This is a genomic window from Caballeronia sp. LZ008 (genome assembly GCF_031451435.1).
GTDB lineage: Bacteria > Pseudomonadota > Gammaproteobacteria > Burkholderiales > Burkholderiaceae > Caballeronia > Caballeronia zhejiangensis.
Window position 1 is genome coordinate 1234018 of the sequence record NZ_JARUXK010000001.1, and the last position, 20714, is coordinate 1254731.

The following is a 20714-nucleotide window of genomic DNA, read 5'->3' on the forward strand; positions in this document are numbered from 1 at the left end:
TCACTTGACGGTGAAGTTGTAGTGGCCTTGCGTGCGATGCCCGTCGGCCGCGAACGCGCTCCATTGGACCTTGTAGACGCCCGGCGCGAGATCGGGGAGCGCGACGCTCATGTGCTTTTTGTCGCGTGCATCGACTGTGGATTTCTCGGTGTTGACTTGCCTGCCCTGCGCATTGGTGACGATGAGCTTGCTGAAGGTCGGTTCGAGCGCTTCGCCGAAGTCGATCGCAACTTCGTGCGGGGCGCTGACGGTCGCGCCGGGGCCGGGTTGTTGCAGCTTCGGCAATGCATGCGCGAATGCGAGTTGCGCGGAGCCGATGAACGCGAGCGCGAGTGCGCTGCGCATCAACGATGATGAAAGCATGATGTGTCCTTGCGTGCCCGAAACCGTTGGGGTTTGAGGCGATGAACGAAGTCTGTGTTTGCCGATGCGAATCAGGCGAAGGCGGGCGGGGCGCGCGGTTGTGCGGCGGTGAGCGATGCTCGGCGAGGCGCGTCGGTGCGATGATTTGCGACGAAGGTTTCGCGCGGCGGGAGAAGGGCGGCCGCGCGATGCGGCGATACGGTCGGCGTGGGCGCGTGCGCGATGAGATCGCAATAAGCGCAGGCCTGCAGATGATCGACGGTGTCATGCTTTTGCGGATGCGTGTCGCGCGATGACTGGGCATCGGTTGCGCACACGGACGCGAGCAACGATTCGATGCGCGCATGTTCGAGCGTTTGCGATGCGACGGGCGCGAGCGAGAGCAGCAGGATCGCGCATATCGCAGCGAACCCGCCGATCTTCCCGATGATGCCCCGACGCAAGTGATGCATGCCGATAAATGGACGATGATGAACGAGCGATTATGCCATGCGCGTTTGTAGGCGCTTCGCGAGGGATGGGACGCATCGATTGATTGTTTTAGAAAATAGGGTGTTGCGGCAAAGTAAGCGATGACGTATAATCTTTTCTTCGACGGACGCGGGGTGGAGCAGTCTGGCAGCTCGTCGGGCTCATAACCCGAAGGTCGTAGGTTCAAATCCTACCCCCGCAACCAATATCGGCAAGCCGTCACACCATCAAACCCGCCTTTGAGCGGGTTTTTTGTTGTCTGTCTTTTCAATGCAAATACACCTTGTCAATCGCGCGGCCAGAACCGCGCTCGTGCGCGCCCGAGTCGCATCAAGGATCAGCGAAAGGCCTGCGGCTTCTACCACCCGTTCGCCAACTAAAGGCCTGATGCGTGCAGCGCTCGGACGCGCGATCAGAAATGAATCGCTCCTTGCGGAAGCCACGACATCGATTCGAGGGGAACCTCAGTCGAACGCTCACTCATCGAGGGCCTGCTGAAGCATCCTCAACCGCGTCCTGCCATCCGGCATGAAGTCCGTGCCGAAGCGCACAAGCCCCTCGCGTCGTAGGTGACACGCCATCGTGAAGCTCAATAGCATGCCCGGCTCGGGCTTGTTGATCTCGATGTCGATCGCCCTCAGGCGTGGCTCGTACTCGAGCAACGTCGACTCGATCTCGGTTTTCAACTTATGCGCGGAAGCCGGCAAGTGCCGGTATATCTCGGACAGATCGTCGAGCCCATACCCGGGCAAATGCGCGAGCGCCTTGCGACGGCTGTTGAGAATTCGCTGGATGTTGTCCCGCACCGAATAGAAAGTCTGCTCTTCGGGCGAGTGATCGATGATCGCCGTTCCGTCCGCGAAGTGTCCGGTGATCCGCTCGAAGAGGCCGGGTCCCGCGCGCATCATCGTTTGACCTCGTGTTTCATGCCTGCGCTCCTTTCATTGCGTCATGCGGGCAACGGACGCATCCAGCCACGCATTGATTCCAAACCAGATCAGCCCGACCACTACGCAAGCGACTGCGATGCCGGCGAGCGGAGAGATTCGCTGCGTCCACGCACGCATAATTGGCGCTTTGACGATGACGGAGCCATCATCCTTCTGCTGCCTCTGCTCGACACGAAGCTGAGCATCGATGGCCCGTCGGAGGCGAATTTTCGCGTCGTCGCCTTCGAGGGCGAGTCTCCCCGTGAAACCGAGATCCAGCACCGCGCCGAAGATCGCGAGCAGCGCAAGCACCGGTCTGGGGTCCCGCAGCCGCTCTCGGATTCGCCGCACGAGTTCTTCGCCGGCATCGTTGGTCTCGAACTTCTCCAACTGCAACGGTCGGCGTTCCCAGTCCTCGCGTTCATCGCCTCTTAGACTGTTCAAGGCCGCTTCGTCGAGCAGCGCGCACTGGGCGTATCGGGCGTCCTCGATCACGTCTTGCGGATACCCTCGTGCTTTGAGTTCGGCAGTCAGGGCATCGATTTGAGCTTTGCACGTCGTTTTCAAATCGTCCGCAGACTTCTCTATGCTTTCGTCGGCAAAATCCGCGACCGTGAGCGCCGTGTCGCGCAGCGCCACCGGCAGCAGATCGATGTCGACATTCAATGTCATGCTGTTCACGTCGGTAGCACCGCATAAAGTTCGAGCGAAACATCGGGAATTGAGGCAGGCACGTAGAACCGACACGCGCGCGCATCGATCATGCGTTTGAAAGCCGGGTGCGATGCATCGAGCGCGAAGTACTGGTTCTCGATGCGTACCGGAATCGCCGCGGGCAGACGCGCCATGGGTTTGATCGGAATGCCGGAGAGCGCCGAATTGACGATCTGTTCGACTTCATCGGGCGCGCCCGCCTTGCAGAGTCTCGGGAACTGCTCGATGAGTGCATGAGCGGGCAGCGCGGCCTGCACCGAGAGGTAGTAATCCGCATCCTCGACGAGCCGCTCGTCTTCGATCTGGCCGGTCCAGACCGTGCCGCGCACGCGCTCTAGTGCGATCGGCACCACGCGCGATGGGATGACCGTATCGAGCAAATTGCGAATGAGCGACTCCAGCTCCGCGAACACGGGCTCCGGTGCGCGATGGTCGTAGGCGGGGAGCGCCTGCAACGTCTCCGTCGTGGAGAAAGTCAGAAGCGAACCCGCCAGCCGCGAAAGCAGCGCATAGAGCCGCTCCGGATGCTGATTCGGTGCCTGCACCAGCCGCGCGAGTTCCGGCCAGGACGAGTTCACGCTGTGCAGCAGCCAGAAGAGCGAGACGTCGGCGACCGCGTAGTCGGCGATCTGGTCCGAACGTTCGCGCCGGCGCACCGCCAGGCTCGCGCTCTTCGCGCTGAGGATTTCCGACAGGCGCTTCATGCGTGTCGTCAACATCGTATGGGCCGACAAGAACAGGCACGGCGGCACGAAGGCCGCATCGAGTTCGAAGCGTCCCTGCGCATTGCGGATAAAGCGCGCAACCGGGCACGTCACGTAATCGCCGCCCGCCTCGAAATCGAACAGCAAAGAGACGGCGTGGCGTTCGACGCTGATTTCTTCCTTACCTTCGCCGTACAAATCAGCGACGTGCAGATACTCCCGCACGAACCGGCGTGGCCGGGCGGGTTTCGCCCCAGGCTCGATGCAGTTGCCGCCTTGCGCATCGACGAGCGCCACACCCGCGAGCACCGTTATCGCATCGTATTGCGAGCCGACTTCATCGAGACTGCGCGCGGCCGGGAGCCAGTCGGACGTGTCGCTGTCGATGAGCGTCCCATCGGGCAAGCGCAGTACCAGCTTGGTGAACTGCACACGATCGATGCCCAGCGCCTGTTTGTCGACTGCCACGTCGATCACGCCCCAAGGATCGGGGCTCGCCATCTCGGCGATGCGCGCGTTCGCGAACTGCTCCCACAACGCTTGTTGCTGGAAGTGCTGCGGCGTCATAAAGACGCCTTGTGCCCATAGGGGTCTCGTTATTTTCATAAGGTTGAAGGTCTTGATGTCGCCGGGAGCGCGTTTCGACACGCTTCCGCCGGATTGAACGGGTTCAATTCTTCGCCCTGGGCATCTGCGAAGTGAGCGAGAGACCGATGTCCATGCCCTCGATCTGGAAATGCGGCACGATAAAGAGCTTCATGCGAAAGAACCCCGGGTTGTCCTCGATGTCTTCCACCTCCACGCGCGCCTCGCGCAGCGGGTGCGAGGCCTGCAAGTCGTCGCCAGGCGCGGTCATTTCGGTGACGAGCGTCTTGACCCAGGTGTTGAGCTCGAGCTCCAGCAGCCGCCGGTCCTTGGTCGTACCGATGTTCTCGCGCTGGATCATCTTCAGATGATGCGCGATTCGCGAGAGCAGAAAGATGTAAGGCAAGCGGGCATTGACGCGCCTGTTGGCGCTCGCTTCCTTGGTGTCGAAGTCCTCGGGCTTCTGAACGGAGTGCGCGGAGTAGAAGCACGCGTCATCGTGATTTTGGAAATGCGACAGCGCGATCAGACCGATATGAGCGAACTCGAACTCACGCGTCTCGGGCACGAGTGCATCGGTGCGAATCTTGGCGAGATTGCCGGCGCCGAGCGCGTACAGTTGCGTGGGCAGGTTCTCGACGATCCCGCCCGCGCGCGGCCCGCGGATCTGGATGCACCAGCCGTTGCGCACGAAGCTTCGCACGAGATTGGTGGCGAAAGCGAACGACGCGTTCGCCCAGAGATATCCGGCGCCATTCGAATGGTTCACCGCCTCGGTGTAGTTGAATGAGCGCACCGGTGTCGTATCAGCACCGTACGGAAGACGCGCCAGAAAGCGCGGCAGCGTCAGACCCAGATAACGCGCATCGTCCGTCTTGCGCAGACTGTTCCATCGAAAATATTCGGCGCGTTCGAAATGGCCGCGCAGGTCGCGAATTGCGACGACATCTTCCATTGATGCCTTGCCGAAGAATTCAGGCGACACCGCGCCGATGAACGGCATGTGTGCGGCGGCGGACACTTTCGAAATGTCGCGCAACAGCGCCATATCCTGCGGGCTGCGATCGAATGCGTAGTTTGAGATCAGAGCAGCGATCGGCTGGCCCCCCGGTGTGTCGTATTCCTCGGTGTAGGTGTGTCGGAACAGGCCGCTCTGAACGACGTCGGGTGCGTCTTCGAAATCCCGCCGCAGCGTTTCCTTGTCGACGTCGAGCACTTCGATGTGCACATTCTTGCGAAAGTCTGTTTGGTCGACCAGAAACTTCAAGCCCCGCCAGGCCGCTTCGAGCCGCTGGAAGTCGGGGTGATGCAGGATCGCATCGAGTTGATCGCCGAGCCGTTGATCGACACTCGCGATCTCCATGTCGATGTGCAATTCGGATGATCGCTGCGGCGCGGAGGCAGATCGATCGGACGCGTCAATGACCGCGTGCGAAGTGAGGTGTCGAGAATCGGACGGAATATGCACCAACATGCTTGAATATGCTTTAAGCGCGGTAACGAGAGCAATCGCCCTAGAGGCGAGACCGCGTGCCGTTAATTCGATGAGGCGGCAACGTATATCACGTCCGAACGTGAGATGCTATCGCGCTTTGAGAAAGATCAGGAATACGGATAACTAAGACATTTCCCTCTTACAGATCGATTGCCAATGAGCTATGGTCCGATGCCAATGGCGCATCCATGCGAAGACTGATCACCGCTTGCTTTCTGGCAAGCATCGATAGCATTGCAGAGAAAGGAGTGTATGACCATGTCCAGCTTATTGGACGCAGCAGAGCGGATCACGAGCCTGGTGACGGGGCGTCAGTCGCAGCACCTTGAAGTGCCGAGCGCAGACAGTGCGGCGCTCCTGTCAGTGACGGCGCATCATATCTCGGAGAAGATGGGCGAGCCAGTGGTCTTGACGGTCCTCGTCTCCCACCCCCGTGCCATTTCCCGTCGCGACTATCTGAACCAGGAGGCGAGCTTTTCGCTGACCGCCGATGACGGTACCACGCGTAAGTGGTCTGGGTTCATCTCGTCATTCTCAAAGATCAAGACGACAAACGACTTCGTGAGCTATGAGATTGTTGTCAAATCTCATCTCGCGCGCCTGCAGGGCATTCGCGACACCAAAATCTATCAGCACAAGACGATCCCTCAAATCCTCGAGGCGATCTTGGTTCGTCACAAGTTCAAACCGCACCAGTACCTTTTTCGGTTGCGGGGCGTGTATCCACAGACGCTGTTCCGCTTTCAGTATGCTCAGGATGACCTGGCGTACCTCCAGATGCTCATGACGAAGTGGGGCATCTACTTGTATGTAGAGGAAACTGAGTACGGCGATCGAATCGTCTTTGCGGATGACATCGATCACTACATTTACGATCCCGATCGCGCTGTCCCGTATCGGGAGAACGCGGGTATGGAAGCGTCGATTGAGTCGGTGTACGAACTGGCGTGCCGCACATTCGTCGTGCCGCAAGCGATGGTCGTCGCAGACTATAACCCGGACAAGGCCTGGGAACGATTCAAGGCGGAGGAGAACGTAGCGCCACAGGATCCGACCACGTATGGCAAGCCCTATATCTACGGCACGGCGCATCTCGATCAGGCGGAAGCCCAGCGCAAGGCGCAGTTGTATCACGAGGAAGCGATTTGCTGGCAGGTGGTATTCGAAGGCCGGAGCAATGTGCAGGAGCTTCGCTGCGGACGTGTCTTCCGTACGGATGCCGAGTTGCCGGATGCGGAAGACGGCCTAGTGGTCGTCGAAGTGACGCATGGCGGTGCGCGAGACAAGGCGTATAGCAATACCTTCAAGGCGATTCCGGCTAGCCGACGTTTCCGTTTGAAGATCGACGAATCGAAGTGGCCGAAGATTGCGGGTACGCTCAGCGGTCGCGTGACAAGTCCTGACAAATACAAATATGCGTATTTGACGGCCGCCGGCTACTACACGGTCCGTTTCGATGTGGATTTCGACGAGTGGCCCAAAGGCGGTGAAAGTGTGCCGTTGCGTCTCGCCAAGCCGTTCGCGGGCGCGTTGCAGACAGGGTTTCACTTTCCCGGGCTGGACGATACCGAGGTGGTAATCGGCTTCCGGGACGGCGATCCGGACAAGCCAGAGCTATTGGGCTTCCATCACAACAGTCAGGCGGTCGATCACATCACGAATGACCGCAGATGGCTGTCGCGCAATGTCATCCGCACGCAGAGCAATAACAAGCTGCGGATGGAAGACTGGGCTGGAGAGGAGGGCATCAAGCTCAGCACCGAGCACTCGGGCAAGTCGCAGCTTAGTCTAGGGCACCTTGTCGATTCCAATTTGAAGCATAGAGGTGCGGGATACGAGCTTCGAAGCGATGGCCACGGGGCACTTCGCGCTGGTTCGGGAATGCTCGTGTCAACCGACAAGCAAGAGCGTGCCGAGGGCAAACAGCTCGACGTGACCGCGGCGATGAACCAACTGGAGATTGTGAACGCACAGGCAGATGGCTTGGCGCAGGCGGCGGCGGTCGCGAACGCCGAAATTGCCGATCTGAAGGCTGAGAACCAGTGGCTCAAGAGCAGCGTGAACGAGCTTAAAGAAGCGGTCATGCTCTTGTCTTCTCCGAAGGGCATTGCAATGGCGACACCCGATCGTGTGACGATTGGGGCTGGCAAGGACGTGAACGTGGCGACCAGCGCGGGCTTTAACGTCAGCGCCCTGGAAAACGTGGTGATGGCGGCGACCGACGCGCTGTCATTGTTTGCGCAAAAGCTCGGCGTCAAAATCTACAGTGCGCGCGGTCCGGTGCGCATTCAGGCGCAATCGGATGCGATGGAGTTGGTGGCGCAGCAGAACATGCAACTGTGCAGCGCGGCTGGGACGATGACTGCGAACGCGGCGAACGGCGTCGTGATCAGTGGCGGCGGCAGTGCCTACATCAAGGTGCAAGGCGACAACGTGGAGATTGGTGGGGCGGGGAATTTGATCCTGAAGATTATCGAGATTCAGAAGGAAGGCCCTGGGGCGCTGTCGATGCCTTTGCCTAAGTTCAATCAGACCAACATAGCCAACAACGAGAAATTTGTTTTGACCGATGAGCTGACTGATCGGCCACTTGCGGGCCGCGCGTACTTCATCAAGCTTCCCGACGGAAAGATCATTGAGGGTGTGACGAACAAGATGGGCGAAACGTTGGTGACCCAGGATCAAGTCGCGCAGGGCATGATTTTGCGGCTCAAGAAAGCGAGTGGGATCTAGGAATGACGCAGGGAACAGACCAGATGCAGAACAAACAGTCGACCGAAACGAACGGCCAACCGCAGCAGGCGATGCGTGAGGTGCCGAGGCAGACTGACGCCTTCGGACGCCCCTACTGGGAGTCTTATATGACGCCCGATAGCTATCGGGTCTGGGCTCAGGCGAAGCTCGGACCGCACCTACCGGGTGTCATTATCTTCGTGCACGGGGTGAACTCCGAGGGAGAGTGGTATGAAAACGCTGAAGCCGGACTATGTGAAGGATTGAGCGCCCGTCTCAACTTAACCGGTGAGCACAAACTGCGTCCAAACGAATACGTAGACTTGGATAGCAGTGGAAAAGGGGGGCGTCGACGCATGATCAAGAACCAAGGTCGTTCGCCTGTGATCCGATTCTATTGGGGCTACCGTGCTGCGGACGGCAACGAAAAGAAGTGGCGCGTGGCCCTTCGCAACATTGAGGGTGCCGACGTTTGGAAATCCGACTTGAATCACGAAAAAGGGCCGTGGTATTGGGGTGGTGGGCCTTTCCAGAATGGAACAAACAATATTCAACAACTCTGGAGCGACAAGGGTCTGAGTCGGCACGCGTATGGCGTTGATCTGCAGTGGTTAAATACGGAGGCTGATCGATATCTTCAGGATGCACCGCCCCGTAGCTATTATTCGCACGCTGCAAAGCGCCTTGCCGATCTAATTGATGAAGTGCGAGCGCATTCGCCACGCGACACTATTACGATCATGTCCCACAGTCAAGGCACCATGATCGCGCTCGCCGCGACGACGCTCTGCAAGACCCGCGCCCCCGATGCGTTGTTTGTTATGAATTCACCATTCTCGCTCGAGGACAAGTTTTTAGACGCCGCGGCGTGTGGCACCGAGCGGCCGACGCAGGAAGCAAGGGCAAATACATTCCGGAAGATAGCCAAACGCATCAAAGAGGACAAGGCCACGTTCGACGACGCGTTAATGGAGCAGTTGCACGTCGGCGCAACAAAAGATTTGAATTTCTGGCGACCTGATTCGCACCTATATGCGCACGATTTTCCAGAGCGCGATAACCATGGACGCCTCTACGTTTATTTCACGCCGCACGATCGTGTGATGGGGACGACGCCACTCAAGAGCATTGGTTGGCAGGGTGTTGAACCCAAGTTGCTTGACGAGTTGGAGGATACAGTCAAGCAGCGGATGCTCGCGCGCGGAACAGCAGTGGGTGATGATCCGAGCGTCAAATCTTTTGGTACGTTGCCACCAATTCAAAAGCCAGTTGATGGAGTCAAACCGAACGAGTTTTGGAACGGGAATCGTGGACGTCCTTTCGATCTGTGGGTGACCCCTCCGAAAGATCAGATGGTCCGGATCAATGCCGAAGCGGTGCCGAAGCCCCTGACTCCGGACGAAATGAAAGATTTTGAAGAGTCAAGAAAAGACGCTTTAAAGCAGGGTGACATCGACCCAGAAACGGGTCTCTATCGAGATCGTTCCTACCCGTATTTAGCCTCGACAGTAGACCGGCACCGAATATTAGAGCGCCCTCAAGAACCCTACACAAATGGACGGGTTTTTAGCTTGGAAACGGAAGAGGAAAAGGAGGATTTCCTGAACAATTATCATCCCGAGCCTACCAACCACAGCACCATACCGAAGTGTATTGCGTTCATGGAACGCGTGGTTGCCTACGACCTACCGATCGGCTTCTGCGATGCCTACGATGACTTAGAGTTCTGGGCTTCTCTAATTTTGAGGGCGGATTGGACGCAAGGATTCGACGGGTATTTCAATACGGGAAGATTCGATCCAGTGGAGAAGCCGTCATTGATTGATTGGCATACAGTCCGCGACGAGGTGAATATCGAGGACGCTAAGAAAATCGAAGAGGGATATGCGAGGCCATGATAAGGTTTTCCTTCTTCGCCGTGTTACTTATGGCATGCTTAACGGGATGCGCTGGGCAACCTGCTGCATCGGCGGTTTTCATATATGCAGACTTCAAGGACGCTAAGGTTTTACCGTACGATTCGCCACCACAAGTGATCTATCGCATTGATGACCACCGTTTCATTACGCTCGAACGCTATCTCGACTGTAATCATGGGGACACGTACTATAACGACACAAGGGCATCGATCCGCACTTATCTTGGTCGAGGTGGAATCGAGAGTTATGGAGGACGGCTCATCATTGCAGATCAGACAGAGAAGAACGTTGTTATTCCTTCGTCAGCACCTCCTCATCTCGTGTGCGGGGACAGGGGCTGTACGGTTTCGTTACTCTATTCAACCGATAGTGGACGGACATTTGACGGTACTCGTTTCATACATTCGTTTGATCCATTCGATGACACGAAACGTTACACAGTTGCTGTTACAAAAGATGCTTACTTTGTGGGGAAGAAGATCGATGAGACTGCCGTATCTGTCGATCGGTTCCCTCTGCTCAGCGGGTTTAAGTACGGACGGGATACGTTGCCGGATAACAACAAGATCCAATCTAACGTCGCTATGCCAAGCGGACTTTACTCGCCATCCCGCCAGGAGCGTTTCTCGTGCGACACCTCGATTCGCCCCACCAATCCCAACGCCCCTCTCAAATGACCTCGTGACATGAAGATTGGAGTTGTTCTTTTTATGTTGCAGGCATGTACGGTCCAGGTTCCGGCTGCAAAACACGAGCAGCCGTTCACGTATGCCGATCTCGCGGCGGCAAACAAGCTCCCATACGACGCGGCCCCTCAAATTTATAAGATCGATGATAATTGTTTCGTATCGCTTGAGAACTATCGCGATTGCAACTACGGTGAGGATTTTTATAACGATACTAGGAAGGGAATCCGCAGCGCACTCGGGCGTGCAAAGGTTGGAAACTATCAGGGGCGCATAGTTAACGCGGATACGACAGGAAAAAACATCGTGATTCCTAGTGCATCGCCGCCCCGGTTTGCCTGCAGTGATCGAGGCTGCGGAATGGGTCTGCTTTACTCGACCGATAGTGGCAGAAGATTCTCTGGAATTACATATAATCAGCACAGCTTCAATCCGTTCGAAGACTCAAAGCGTTATGCTGTTACTGTAACGTCAGACGCTTATTACGTGGAGGAGCGGCACCAACGTTACACGCTCACGGAGAAAGTTCCACTCGTAGAAGGGTACTCGTACGGGCAAGGTCCGTTTCCAGGAGGACGCAAGATTGAGTACGGTGTAGCCCCTCCAGAGGGGCTTCGGTCACCGTCGGGAGAAGACCGCATCACGTGTAACGCTTCTGTTCGTCCGACCAACCCTGATGCGCCACTCAACTAAGGAAGCAAGCATGAAACATCTGGTCTGCCTCGGTGACGCGACCACACATAGGGGGTATGTGAAAACCGCCTCCTCGGCTTTCTCGCTTGATGGCAGAAAGGTCGCCTTGTTGAACGATATTGTCTGGTGCCCCGAGCATGGGGACAATCCAATCGTTGAATGCGCAACGGGCTATAGCGAGAGCGGACGTGGGTGGGTCGTTCACCACGGCCGTACGCAGTGCGGCAGCCTTGTGATCGCCAGTGCTACAGGAATGAGCATCGCATGAGCATGACATGGAGCATGTCAAACGTGCGGGAACGGGCGGTGGCCCAGCCGCCCTCCATCTGGGTTTATGGACTGCTGTACGTGGTCGTGGAACTCATTGCCGTTGTCGCGACGATCTGGGTATGGCCTAGAGGGCAACCTACAGCGTCGGCCGAGTTCCTACTTGAGATCGTCGTGGCGCCGGTCCTGATCTGGCTTGCACTGTGCTGCATATACTACAGCCGAGCGTTCGAGGATTCGCGCAGCAAAGCCCAATGGTGGAATCTTCTTTGCGGAACGCGATTTTGTGACTGGCAACGTTGGGCGCGCGCCCACCTTGTCTTGCTCGATAGCGCCGTGCTGACGCCGGAGAAGGAACTCGCGCAGCGGATGCTTGGTCTCGCCCCGTCTGTACCGATCAATCCGGAAAAAGCGCTGCAACTCGCAGGGATTGATGCATCGATGAGCCAGACTAGGCAAGAACAACTCATAGAGCGTTTGATGGCTTCGCTTGTTGATTCGATTAAGTTTGCTGCACAGGCGGGCAAGATCGATGTGATGCTCCACGCATCTGACGAAGCGCACAAGCTATCGATTGAGCGTGCTTGGCGTAAGCTCGGATTACCGGGGTTGCCCGACGTTACTTGGCTTTCGTTCGACGATGAGTCACCCCTTCTAGGGAAATGGTTCGCCGGTCAATCTGTGCCGGACTATCGGCTCTTGATCGCCTTGCAGCTACATCAGGGCGAGGACGTGCCGGCTTTCTCGGAAGCAGCCGTCGCCATTCTCTTCACGAGGCCTTCAGTCCTCGCGCATAGCAAGAATCACAAGGCACGCGCATGCATTCTGCGGCCGATCTTCGCCGAGCCGGATACGGTGGGTGCCGCAGTCGCCACCCTGCTGCGTGCGGAACAGGTTCCGCAAAAGAAGATCCGCAATCTGTGGTTCAGCCGATTAAATAGCCTAGAGAAAAACTCCACGGCCGCCGCCGCACGCGATGCGGAACTCGAGGTGCGCGAGCAGGATCTGGATCGGGCGATCGGCAAGCCCGGACCGATCACCGGCTGGCTCATTCAAGCGCTGGCAGCGGAGATGGTTCAGCACGGGCAGGGTGCGCAGCTCGTGGCCACGCCACAGCGCGGCGGCGTGGCGCTGAACCTGGTGAGCGTCGCTCCGCCGCCCGTGCCGTATCCGCAGGATCGGGATGTGCCGCTGCTGTCCGTGGTGTGGGCGTTGGGCATGATGTTCCTGTCAGGCTTCGTGTTGTGCCTGCACAAAATCGCGCCGAGCGTGATGAGTGTTGATTTCACGATCTGGCTATGTATCGGAGTTATGGTGCTCATCCTGTTTCAGGCCGGCTTGGCGTTCTTCGATCGGGAGCACGACACGCGAACGTTTCGTGAGACGTTTTATTGATGCATGGCCGCTCGGGCGGGGGGCTGTGTTCCCTAACCAGTAGGGATGTCGCAGAAACGTTTTCATCGTCGTACCCAAATTAAGAGCAGGTCGAGGAAGGTAAGTGAGAGATCAAATTCGGGGCCGGTGGCTGTCCGTCACCGCGGTACTCGCCATCGTGGCGGCGGGCGTCGTCTTGTTCATTGGCACAGGCAATGTCGCAGCATGGTTCACCCAATATAAGACAGTCATCATTGGCTGCGCGCTCTTCATTGCGGCCTCGCTTTTCGTCGTTCTGCAACGACGAAAGCAGGCGCGCGACGGTGTTCGTCGCGCCGTCGAGGAACAGGCCTTGGCGCCGGCCGCGGGCATCGATGAGGCACAGAAGGCGGAACAAATTCGCAACGCAAGCGCTGCCGATCGGGCCCAAGCGCTGCGCTTTCAGCTTCGACAAATGCGCTGGTTTCGCTGGGCCTATGATCGTCCGTGGCTGCTCGTGACGGGCGATGCCGCGTGCGTGCAGCGCCTGCATCCGGAGCTCATCAAGCAGTATTGGCAGATCACCGATCACGCGGTGCTGTTGTGGGGCGAGGACGCATCGGAGGGCGCCGCTCAGGCGTGGCTCAAGCAGGTCAGTAGAATGCGCGGCAGCCGCCCCGTCGATGCGATTGTCCTCGCGCTCGATGGCGCGGCGGCGTTACCGAGCACCTCACGCGGCGATATGGGATGGGGCACGACGCTCGCGCGCATCGCTGGCGAATTGCGATGGTCTGCGCCGATTTATTTGCTGGACCTCGACGGCAACGTCAGCGCGAAGGGCATCACGCCGGTCATGGGCAGCGAATTCGCGGACGCAGCGGACACCGCCTCCCTCAAAGCGGCGCTCTTCACGCTGCGCGATCGTCTGGCCGATCTGGGCACGAAGCGGCTGGGACAAGACCGCAGCGACCGCTTCGCATCCGAACTGTCGGCGCGGCTCGACACGCGCGCCCCGGCGCTCGCGCAGTGGATAACCGATCTGTCGATGTGGCAGCGCCGTCCGCTGCCGGTGACCGGTGCGTTCTTCGCGCCGTGGCCGGTTATCGATACACAAACGTCCGATTCAGGCCACGGCGTCGATCTGCCGCTGTGGCGCTATTTTGCGGAAGCCACCCGAGTGCGGCGCGGCCGCAGAACGGGTCTTCATCCGGTCACGGTGTTCTGCGCCGTGGCGCTTGGCGCGCTCGGCGTATGGAGTTCCGGCATGTTCGTCTCGGGCGTGTCGAACGCGCATCAGATCGTGCAGACCCACGAAGCGCTCGCCGCGCTTAAAACGCCCGACACCGCCGCTCGCCTGCGCGCACTTCGCGCCCTTCAGCAACGCATAGAGTTCTACGAATACCGCACGCAGCATCACGCACCGCTCTTCTCCCGCTTCGGCCTGAACCACGACCGCGAAGCGCTCGCAGCGCTCTGGACGCCCTACGCCCGCGAAAGCCGTGCGCTGCTTGCCGCCCCGATACAACAGGACCTCGAGGCGCGGTTGGTCGATCTCGGCCAGATGCCGACCACGCAGGTCGACGATCAACTCACGCACGTAGCACAGGACGGTCAAGGGGCGCTCAAAACATATCTGATGATGGCCGATCCGCAGCGTGCGGACGCAGGCTTCCTCACCCAACAACTTCCTAAGTTCTGGAACACCGCCGCCAGTCTCACGGCCGGCGAGAAGATCGACCTGTCGGAGCATCTGCTCGGCTTTTGGGCGGATCATCTAAAGTCGCATCCCGACTGGCGAATCCAGCCGCGCCAGGACCTAGTCGCCGTCGCGCGTCAGACGTTGCTCGCGGTGATTGGGGTGAAAAACTCCGAGGACACCGTCTACCAGAACGTACTCGCCTCGGTCGGTCACAAATATCCGGACCAGACGCTTGCCACGCTTACCGCCGGCACCGACACTCGCGGCCTGTTCCGCACGGCCGCCGCGGTGCCGGGCGTGTACACGCGTCAGGCGTGGGAAGGCTCGATCGAAAACGCCATCGACGATGCCGCCAAACACAACGGCGTGGCGGGCGATTGGGTGTTGGGCAATGTCAGCCAGGGCAACAAGACATCATCGGCGCAAACGCCCGAAGCGCTGCGCACCGCCTTGCGCGCCCGTTATTTCGCCGACTACGCCGAGCACTGGCAGTCGTTCATGAACAGCCTGCGCTGTGATTCGGCGACGACGTTGCCCGCAGCCATCAGCCAACTGAAGCTGATCGCCGATGCCCGTCAGTCGCCCCTGATCGCGTTGATGAAGGCGCTCGACTATCAGGGCGGGGCAGGCGCACAGCGCGACTCGCTCTCGGATACGCTGGTGAACAAGGCGCAGAACATCCTCGGCAAGAAGGACGACGCCCCGCAAGCCGCCAAACCCGATCCGGCGGGACCCTTGGGCTCAACGTTCGGTCCGGTGCTGCGCCTCGTTGCGCAATCGAACGCAAACGTTAGCGCAAGTGCCCGTAGCGACCTGAGCCTGGAACGCTTCACCGAACGCATCACGAGCCTGCGCCTGAAGCTGCAACAGATCAGCGACAGCCCCGACTCCGACGAGCAGGCGCGACAGGTGGCGCAGTCGCTCCTTCTCGGCAAGGGTTCGGATCTGGCCGACACGCTCGCCTACGCGCAACTGATCGCCGCGAGTCTCGGCGAGCAATGGGCTGGCATGGGCGCGGAGTTGTTCGTGCGCCCCGTGTCGCAAGCGACGCAAACCGTGCTCGAACCGGCACAGGCCAGTCTGAACGATGCGTGGAACGACACCATCGTCGCAAACTGGAACCGCTCGTTCGCGGGACGCTATCCGTTCGCGAGTACCGTCAACGACGCCTCGTTGCCGGAACTCGCGCGTTTTCTGCGTCCGCAAGGCGGGCTCATCGACACGTTCCTCGCCACGCAACTCGCGGGCGTGATCCAGTTACAGGGCGACCAATGGGTGCCGGTGCCAGCCGCCACCGGTACAAGCAGCGCCGCACGCGCCGTCGATCCGGCGTTCCTGAAGGCGATCAATACGCTGCAACGCATCGCGGCCCATCTGCTCGCTCAGGGCGAGCCGTCGTACCGGTTCGAACTGAAGCCAGTGCCGACCCCGGGCATCACCGATACGCTGCTCACGATCGACGCGCAAAAGCTGCATTACTACAACCAGATGGAAACGTGGAGCGGCATGGCGTGGCCGACGAGCGACCCGCAAAGCGCCGGCACGCGTCTGGAGTGGCAAACCGAAACGGCGGGCACCAACAAGCGCTTCGAATTTGCCGGTCGCTGGGCGTTCGTTCGAATGCTGGAGCGCGCGCATGTCGAGCCGATCGACACGGCGACGTATCAGGTGACGTGGCAGGCGAAGGCGCAATTCGAGGACACGCGCACCAAGTTTGCGAAGACGAACGAAGCAATCGATCAGGACGCGCTCAACGCGCACGGCCCATCTGCACCGGCGCCCGCCGACATGGCGTATCCGCTCACCTACATGCTGCGCACGGATGTGGGCAAGGGGCCGCTGGAGCTGCTGGATCTGCGCGGCTTCACGTTGCCCACGCGCATCTTCGTGAAGCGCGAGACGGCCGGGCGCAATACGAAGACCGATGGCCCGCCGCCGCTGCCCAAGGCCGCGATCGAGGCGGCCAAGCAAGCTGAAACGCCGTTACCCAATGGCCGAGGAACGCTATAAATTCGAGCGTCCGGACCTTGCTCCGGTGGCCCCACGCTGATTCGCCGATACGCTTGGCAAAAGCGGTCAATCCACACATTGATTTCTTATGTTCACCCATCTACTCAACGCGCTGTTCGGCGCACGCAAGCCGTCCGATCGCGCGATCGAAGCGCTGCCGCAATGGGACGACTGGCTCCTGCCGATTCGCGCCGATGCGCCCGTCGGTGACTACCCCGGTTACGACGACGATTTTCTCGCCATCAAGGATGAAGTCGCCAAGCTCTCGAATGTCGATGACGCGCTGATCATCGACGCGGCTGAGTGGCTCATCAAGTCCCGCGCGAAGGATGTGCGGTTCGCGGTGTATTACGTCTATGGCCGTCTGCGCCGCGAGGGCGCGGAAGGCCTCGCCGCCGGTTTCGAAATGCTCGCGGCGCTGGTCGAGCGTTTCGACGACACGCTCTTGCCCGCGCGCGCCGGTTCGCGTCGTGCGGCGTTCGAATGGCTGTGCGGCAGCACCTTCGCCGATCGGCTCGATGCCGTGCAGGGATTCAACGGGCCGCTGCTCGAACGCGCGCTGTCGGCGCTGGCGTTGATCACCGACCGCATCGAGTCGTGGCCGGAAGATGCGCGTCCGGTGCTCGCGCCTTTGTTCGGGCGTTTCGAAGGTCGCATTGAGTCACCATCCGAGAACGATGCGACATCGACGTCGTCGAATACGGCGAGCGAGCGGAGCGCGCCGACACGGCGCTGCCGCTGCTCGGCGCACTCGATGCAGACATCGAACGTTTCCAGATCAACCGCTGGGAGCCGGCACTGGCGTTCGAAGCGAAACACCATCTGCTGCGCATTCCCAAGAGCCGTTTCAACCGCAAGGATGCCCACAAAGTGATGTCGTCGGCGCATCGACAGCCTCACTGCCGATCTGACCACAATCGACGCGCCCGCGCGGTGGCGCTGACTTAAGAAGAACAAGGAAATCACCACGATGTCGTCCCCGACCAAGGACAACGAAATCCTGCGCTATTACGAAGCGGAAATGCGTTATCTGCGCGAGGCAGGCAAGGAATTCGCCCGGGCGTTTCCCGATCGCGCACGAGAACTCGATATCGACCGCATCGGCGAGCGCGATCCGCACGTCGAACGCCTGTTCGAAGGCTTCGCGTTCCTGATGGGCCGCTTGCGTCACAAGCTCGACGATGAACTGCCGGAACTCACCGAAGGCTTGGTCAGCATGCTTTGGCCGCACTATCTTCGGATGATCCCTTCGTTGTCGATTCTGGAGCTCACTCCAAACGCGGGCGCGATGCAAAAGCACGAAGTCGTCGAAGCTGGGCTCGAAGCGACATCCGATCCGATCGCCACCGGCCTGAACGGGACTGACGAGGCGCAAATCGAATGCGTCTATCGCACCACGCAGCCGGTCGATCTATATCCGCTGACGCTTTCAGAAGCCGGCGCCTATGCGCGTGAGGATGGCCGCTCGGTCATTCGCTTTCGTTTCGCGATCCAGCCGCAAACGCAGCGCGACCGCCTGCGCGTGCCACGGCTGCGCTTCTACCTGAACGCGGACCGCCCGGTGGCGCACGCGCTATATGCGGCGTTGACCGCGAAACCGATCGCCTTGCAGTTTCGCGTGCCAGGGTTCCCGGAAGAGCGTCCGGGCATGCCCCAATCGATGGAAGGCTTGCGCCTTGCACCAGCGGGCTTCGCCACCGACGAGCGCCTGTGGCCGAAGGCCGATAACGCGTTTGGCGGCTATCAACTGCTGCTCGAATACTTCACGTTCCCCGAGAAGTTCATGTTCGTCGATTTGCTGGGGCTCGACATGGCGGCGATCCCGAAGTCGGCATTCTCGTTCGATGTCGAAGTGGTGCTGGACAAACCCTATCCCGACGACATGCGCTTCACCGAAGAGAACGTTCGGCTGTACTGCACGCCGGTCATCAATCTGTTTCCAATTGCGGCCGACCCCGTTACGGTCACGCAATTCGACACGGAATACCGCGTACGGGCGCGCGAGCAGTATGGGTCGCTCGTCGACATCTATTCAGTCGATACCGTCGAAGGCTTCGAGAAGGGCCGGCGCTTCGAATATGCGCCGTTCGCGGCGTTCAAGCATCGCGGCGGGATGCTTCGGCACGAGCTTCCGGAGCGCTATTTCCACACGCGCATGCGGCGCGGCCCCTCCGGTCGCTTCGATACGTGGCTCGTATTGGGCGGCCAGGCTTGGGAGAAAGCGCAGACGTTGCCGAAGGAGACGCTTTCGGTGACGGTGACGGGCACCAACGGCATGCTGCCGCGCAAGGCGCTGCGCGAGGCGGGCATCACGCGCATGCGTGGCGGTTTTACGAACGTGGGCGCGGTGCGCAACCTGACTGCGCCGACATTGCCGGTGTATCCGCCAACAGGCGATCGCTTCCAGTGGCGAGTGCTGTCGCATCTCGCGCCGAATTATCTCTCGCTGCTCAACGCGGAAATTCTGCGTGGCTCGCTCGGGCTCTATGACTGGACCGAGGGCGAACTCAATCGCCGGCGTATCGATGCGATCACGGACGTGCGCCATCGTCCGCTACGAAAGCTCGTCAAGGGTGGACTGATGCGCGGGGTCGAAGTGAGCGTGACACTCGACAGCACGCGCTTCGCGGGCGACGGAGATCTGGACATGTTCGGCGGCATGCTGAATCGCTTCCTTGCGCTCTACGCGACGCTGAATCTCTATACGAAGCTGGTCGTCATCTCCCAGCCGTCGGGCGCGCGCATCGAGTGGCCGGAGACGAAGGGCGAAGGAGCGCCGTTTTGAACGCGCCGGAGAAGGTATTTGGCGCAATGAATCCTGGGGCCGAGCGAACGCTGCTGCAAACGCTGCTCGATGAAGCGGCACGGATGAACTTCTATCGTTTTTGCGAGCTGATCGAGCTGGCCGCACCCGATGCCGCACCCATCGGTACGACCGATTCACCGATGACCGAGCCGGTGCGGTTCCGTTCGCGTGGACGGCTCGGTTTTCCGAGCCGTGAGATCGATAGCGTCGAATATGACGACGACCACCCTGATGCACCGCCGACCGTACGCACGACCTTCCTTGGCCTTTACGGCGTGGACGCACGTATGCCGTCTTACTTCGTCGACGAGGTGGCGCAGAACCGCGATGGCGCCGAGCCGCTCTCGGCGTTTCTGGATCTATTCCACCACCGCATTTTGACGCAGCACTATCGCGTGTGGCGCAAGTATCGCTATCCGGTCGGCTATCGTGAGGGCGGCAGCGATGCGGTGTCGCGGTGTCTTTTGAGCTTCGCCGGGCTGGGATTCAGCGCGAAGCCGCATGCGGTCTCATCAAGAATCGATCCGCGCAAGCTGATGTCGATGCTGGGCATCACCGCGCAGAAGACACGCACGGCGGAAGGGCTCGCTGGCGTGCTGCAGCACGCGGTGCCGGACGCGTCGATTGCGGTCGAGGAGTTCCATCCGGTCTGGCGCGAGGTCAACGACTATGAACCGGCCGCCCTCGGCGAGCAGTGTCTGCTGGGGCGCGGGTTCTACGATCGCTCGAACGCGGTACGCGTGATCATCACGCCGGATACACGCGAGACGGTGCTCGATCTGACGCCAGGCGGGCATGCGCATCGGGAGGTGATGGCGCTGTTGCGCTTCTATCTGGGCTACGAGGCCGAGGCGCATCTGGAGATGCACGTTCGGCCCGAATTGATGCCCGATCCGGTGCTGAAACCGAAGCAAACCAGTCTGGGATTGACGACGCAACTGTTCGACCGCTCGGCCCCGACGGACGAGCCTGCGCGCACTACGCGCGTGCATCTGGGGCGCTGGGATGGCGCAGCCGAATAAATCAAGCAGGGCAGGACCGACCATGCATCACTACAACTCGAATGCTTCCATCACGGGCCGCCTGATGCGAAGCGCAACGACCGCACTCGCCACGGCCAGTCTGCTCTCGATCGCCGGCTGCGGCGCGTGGCAGGCCACGAAGGACAGCACGGTAAGCGCAGCCGAGTGGCTCTTCACCACGCAAGTCAAGTCGATGAACGTCGAACTGAACGGTCGCGCCGCGTTGAACGAGAACGCGACCGGCCAGCCGCTTTCGACGGTGGTG

Annotated in this window: 16 protein-coding genes, 1 tRNA gene and 2 pseudogenes; 12 read left to right on the forward strand and 7 right to left on the reverse strand. The window is 59.8% G+C overall.

The window, feature by feature from the left end; translation table 11 throughout:
- Entirely contained in the window at window positions 1-363 is a 363-nt protein-coding gene (locus tag QCE49_RS05815; RefSeq protein WP_250456391.1) for a copper resistance protein CopC, read from the reverse strand.
- A 71-nt stretch (window positions 364-434) separates the two neighbouring features.
- Window positions 435-815, reverse strand: coding sequence for a DUF2946 domain-containing protein (locus tag QCE49_RS05820; RefSeq protein ID WP_034473600.1), 381 nt, complete (start codon window positions 813-815; stop codon window positions 435-437).
- A gap of 147 nt (window positions 816-962) precedes the next feature.
- Here QCE49_RS05820 and QCE49_RS05825 point away from each other — a divergent pair.
- Window positions 963-1039: transfer RNA gene (locus tag QCE49_RS05825), tRNA-Met, on the forward strand.
- A 271-nt stretch (window positions 1040-1310) separates the two neighbouring features.
- Here QCE49_RS05825 and tssE read toward each other — a convergent pair.
- The 4 genes from tssE to tssC all read right to left on the reverse strand — a co-directional run bounded on the left by tssE (window position 1311) and on the right by tssC (window position 5240).
- Complete coding sequence (tssE, locus tag QCE49_RS05830) at window positions 1311-1739, reverse strand: type VI secretion system baseplate subunit TssE (protein WP_244808114.1); 429 nt, start codon at window positions 1737-1739, stop codon at window positions 1311-1313.
- Window positions 1740-1775: 36 nt separating this feature from the next.
- A complete protein-coding gene (locus tag QCE49_RS05835) occupies window positions 1776-2435 on the reverse strand; it encodes a DotU/TssL family secretion system protein (RefSeq protein WP_244808039.1) in 660 nt (219 codons plus the stop codon).
- A gap of 5 nt (window positions 2436-2440) precedes the next feature.
- Window positions 2441-3787 carry a type VI secretion system baseplate subunit TssK gene (tssK, locus tag QCE49_RS05840; RefSeq protein WP_175980007.1) on the reverse strand — a complete coding sequence of 449 codons (1347 nt, stop codon included), beginning with the start codon at window positions 3785-3787 and terminating at the stop codon, window positions 2441-2443.
- Window positions 3788-3851: 64 nt separating this feature from the next.
- Window positions 3852-5240 carry a type VI secretion system contractile sheath large subunit gene (gene tssC / locus QCE49_RS05845; RefSeq protein WP_284508272.1) on the reverse strand — a complete coding sequence of 463 codons (1389 nt, stop codon included), beginning with the start codon at window positions 5238-5240 and terminating at the stop codon, window positions 3852-3854.
- 279 nt (window positions 5241-5519) lie between these two features.
- On the opposite strand from tssC, the gene QCE49_RS05850 reads away from it, so the two are divergent.
- From QCE49_RS05850 to QCE49_RS05870, 5 genes are all read left to right on the forward strand, one after another.
- A complete protein-coding gene (locus tag QCE49_RS05850) occupies window positions 5520-7994 on the forward strand; it encodes a type VI secretion system Vgr family protein (RefSeq protein WP_250456389.1) in 2475 nt (824 codons plus the stop codon).
- Window positions 7995-8017: 23 nt separating this feature from the next.
- Window positions 8018-9892: a hypothetical protein gene (locus QCE49_RS05855; protein WP_250481528.1), complete on the forward strand. Its 1875-nt coding sequence runs from the start codon at window positions 8018-8020 to the stop codon at window positions 9890-9892.
- Window positions 9893-10599: 707 nt separating this feature from the next.
- The gene (locus QCE49_RS05860; RefSeq protein WP_250456387.1) at window positions 10600-11292 is read left to right on the forward strand and encodes a hypothetical protein; all 693 of its coding nucleotides are present in this window, start codon (window positions 10600-10602) and stop codon (window positions 11290-11292) included.
- A 10-nt stretch (window positions 11293-11302) separates the two neighbouring features.
- A complete protein-coding gene (locus QCE49_RS05865; RefSeq protein WP_250456386.1) occupies window positions 11303-11560 on the forward strand; it encodes a PAAR domain-containing protein in 258 nt (85 codons plus the stop codon).
- A complete protein-coding gene (locus tag QCE49_RS05870) occupies window positions 11557-12954 on the forward strand; it encodes a hypothetical protein (protein ID WP_250456385.1) in 1398 nt (465 codons plus the stop codon). Before QCE49_RS05865 ends, QCE49_RS05870 begins: the two co-directional genes overlap by 4 nt.
- Before the next feature lie 79 nt (window positions 12955-13033).
- On the opposite strand, the gene QCE49_RS05875 is transcribed toward QCE49_RS05870, so the two are convergent.
- On the reverse strand, window positions 13034-13387 hold the full coding sequence (locus QCE49_RS05875; RefSeq protein ID WP_250456384.1) for a hypothetical protein: 354 nt from the start codon (window positions 13385-13387) through the stop codon (window positions 13034-13036).
- Between QCE49_RS05875 and QCE49_RS05880 the strand changes: the two genes are divergently transcribed.
- The 6 genes and pseudogenes from QCE49_RS05880 to QCE49_RS05900 form a co-directional block, all read left to right on the forward strand.
- Window positions 13388-16621 (forward strand): ImcF-related family protein, encoded by a 3234-nt coding sequence (locus QCE49_RS05880; protein ID WP_250456383.1) that lies wholly within the window; start codon window positions 13388-13390, stop codon window positions 16619-16621.
- A gap of 88 nt (window positions 16622-16709) precedes the next feature.
- Window positions 16710-17102 (forward strand): annotated as a pseudogene (locus tag QCE49_RS34515) (ImpA family type VI secretion system protein); the annotation flags it as partial.
- Between the two features lie 257 nt (window positions 17103-17359).
- Entirely contained in the window at window positions 17360-17569 is a 210-nt protein-coding gene (locus QCE49_RS34520) for a hypothetical protein (protein WP_350029563.1), read from the forward strand.
- A 22-nt stretch (window positions 17570-17591) separates the two neighbouring features.
- A complete protein-coding gene (gene tssF / locus QCE49_RS05890) occupies window positions 17592-19406 on the forward strand; it encodes a type VI secretion system baseplate subunit TssF (RefSeq protein ID WP_175980011.1) in 1815 nt (604 codons plus the stop codon).
- Window positions 19407-19432: 26 nt separating this feature from the next.
- Window positions 19433-20449, forward strand: coding sequence for a type VI secretion system baseplate subunit TssG (gene tssG, locus QCE49_RS05895; RefSeq protein WP_250456550.1), 1017 nt, complete (start codon window positions 19433-19435; stop codon window positions 20447-20449).
- Window positions 20450-20471: 22 nt separating this feature from the next.
- A pseudogene (locus tag QCE49_RS05900) lies at window positions 20472-20714 on the forward strand (hypothetical protein); the annotation flags it as partial.

Bases quoted from the DNA above. Each gene is read 5' to 3' on its own strand.
- QCE49_RS05855 (WP_250481528.1), top strand. From the start codon at position 8,018: ATGCAGAACAAACAGTCGACCGAAACGAACGGCCAACCGCAGCAGGCG.
- tssG (WP_250456550.1), top strand. From the start codon at position 19,433: ATGAATCCTGGGGCCGAGCGAACGCTGCTGCAAACGCTGCTCGATGAA.
- QCE49_RS05850 (WP_250456389.1), top strand. From the start codon at position 5,520: ATGTCCAGCTTATTGGACGCAGCAGAGCGGATCACGAGCCTGGTGACG.
- QCE49_RS05870 (WP_250456385.1), top strand. From the start codon at position 11,557: ATGAGCATGACATGGAGCATGTCAAACGTGCGGGAACGGGCGGTGGCC.
- QCE49_RS05815 (WP_250456391.1), bottom strand. From the start codon at position 363: ATGCTTTCATCATCGTTGATGCGCAGCGCACTCGCGCTCGCGTTCATC.
- QCE49_RS05880 (WP_250456383.1), top strand. From the start codon at position 13,388: ATGCGCTGGTTTCGCTGGGCCTATGATCGTCCGTGGCTGCTCGTGACG.
- QCE49_RS05820 (WP_034473600.1), bottom strand. From the start codon at position 815: ATGCATCACTTGCGTCGGGGCATCATCGGGAAGATCGGCGGGTTCGCT.
- tssK (WP_175980007.1), bottom strand. From the start codon at position 3,787: ATGAAAATAACGAGACCCCTATGGGCACAAGGCGTCTTTATGACGCCG.
- tssE (WP_244808114.1), bottom strand. From the start codon at position 1,739: ATGCGCGCGGGACCCGGCCTCTTCGAGCGGATCACCGGACACTTCGCG.
- QCE49_RS05835 (WP_244808039.1), bottom strand. From the start codon at position 2,435: ATGACATTGAATGTCGACATCGATCTGCTGCCGGTGGCGCTGCGCGAC.
- tssF (WP_175980011.1), top strand. From the start codon at position 17,592: ATGTCGTCCCCGACCAAGGACAACGAAATCCTGCGCTATTACGAAGCG.
- QCE49_RS05865 (WP_250456386.1), top strand. From the start codon at position 11,303: ATGAAACATCTGGTCTGCCTCGGTGACGCGACCACACATAGGGGGTAT.
- tssC (WP_284508272.1), bottom strand. From the start codon at position 5,240: ATGTTGGTGCATATTCCGTCCGATTCTCGACACCTCACTTCGCACGCG.
- QCE49_RS05860 (WP_250456387.1), top strand. From the start codon at position 10,600: ATGAAGATTGGAGTTGTTCTTTTTATGTTGCAGGCATGTACGGTCCAG.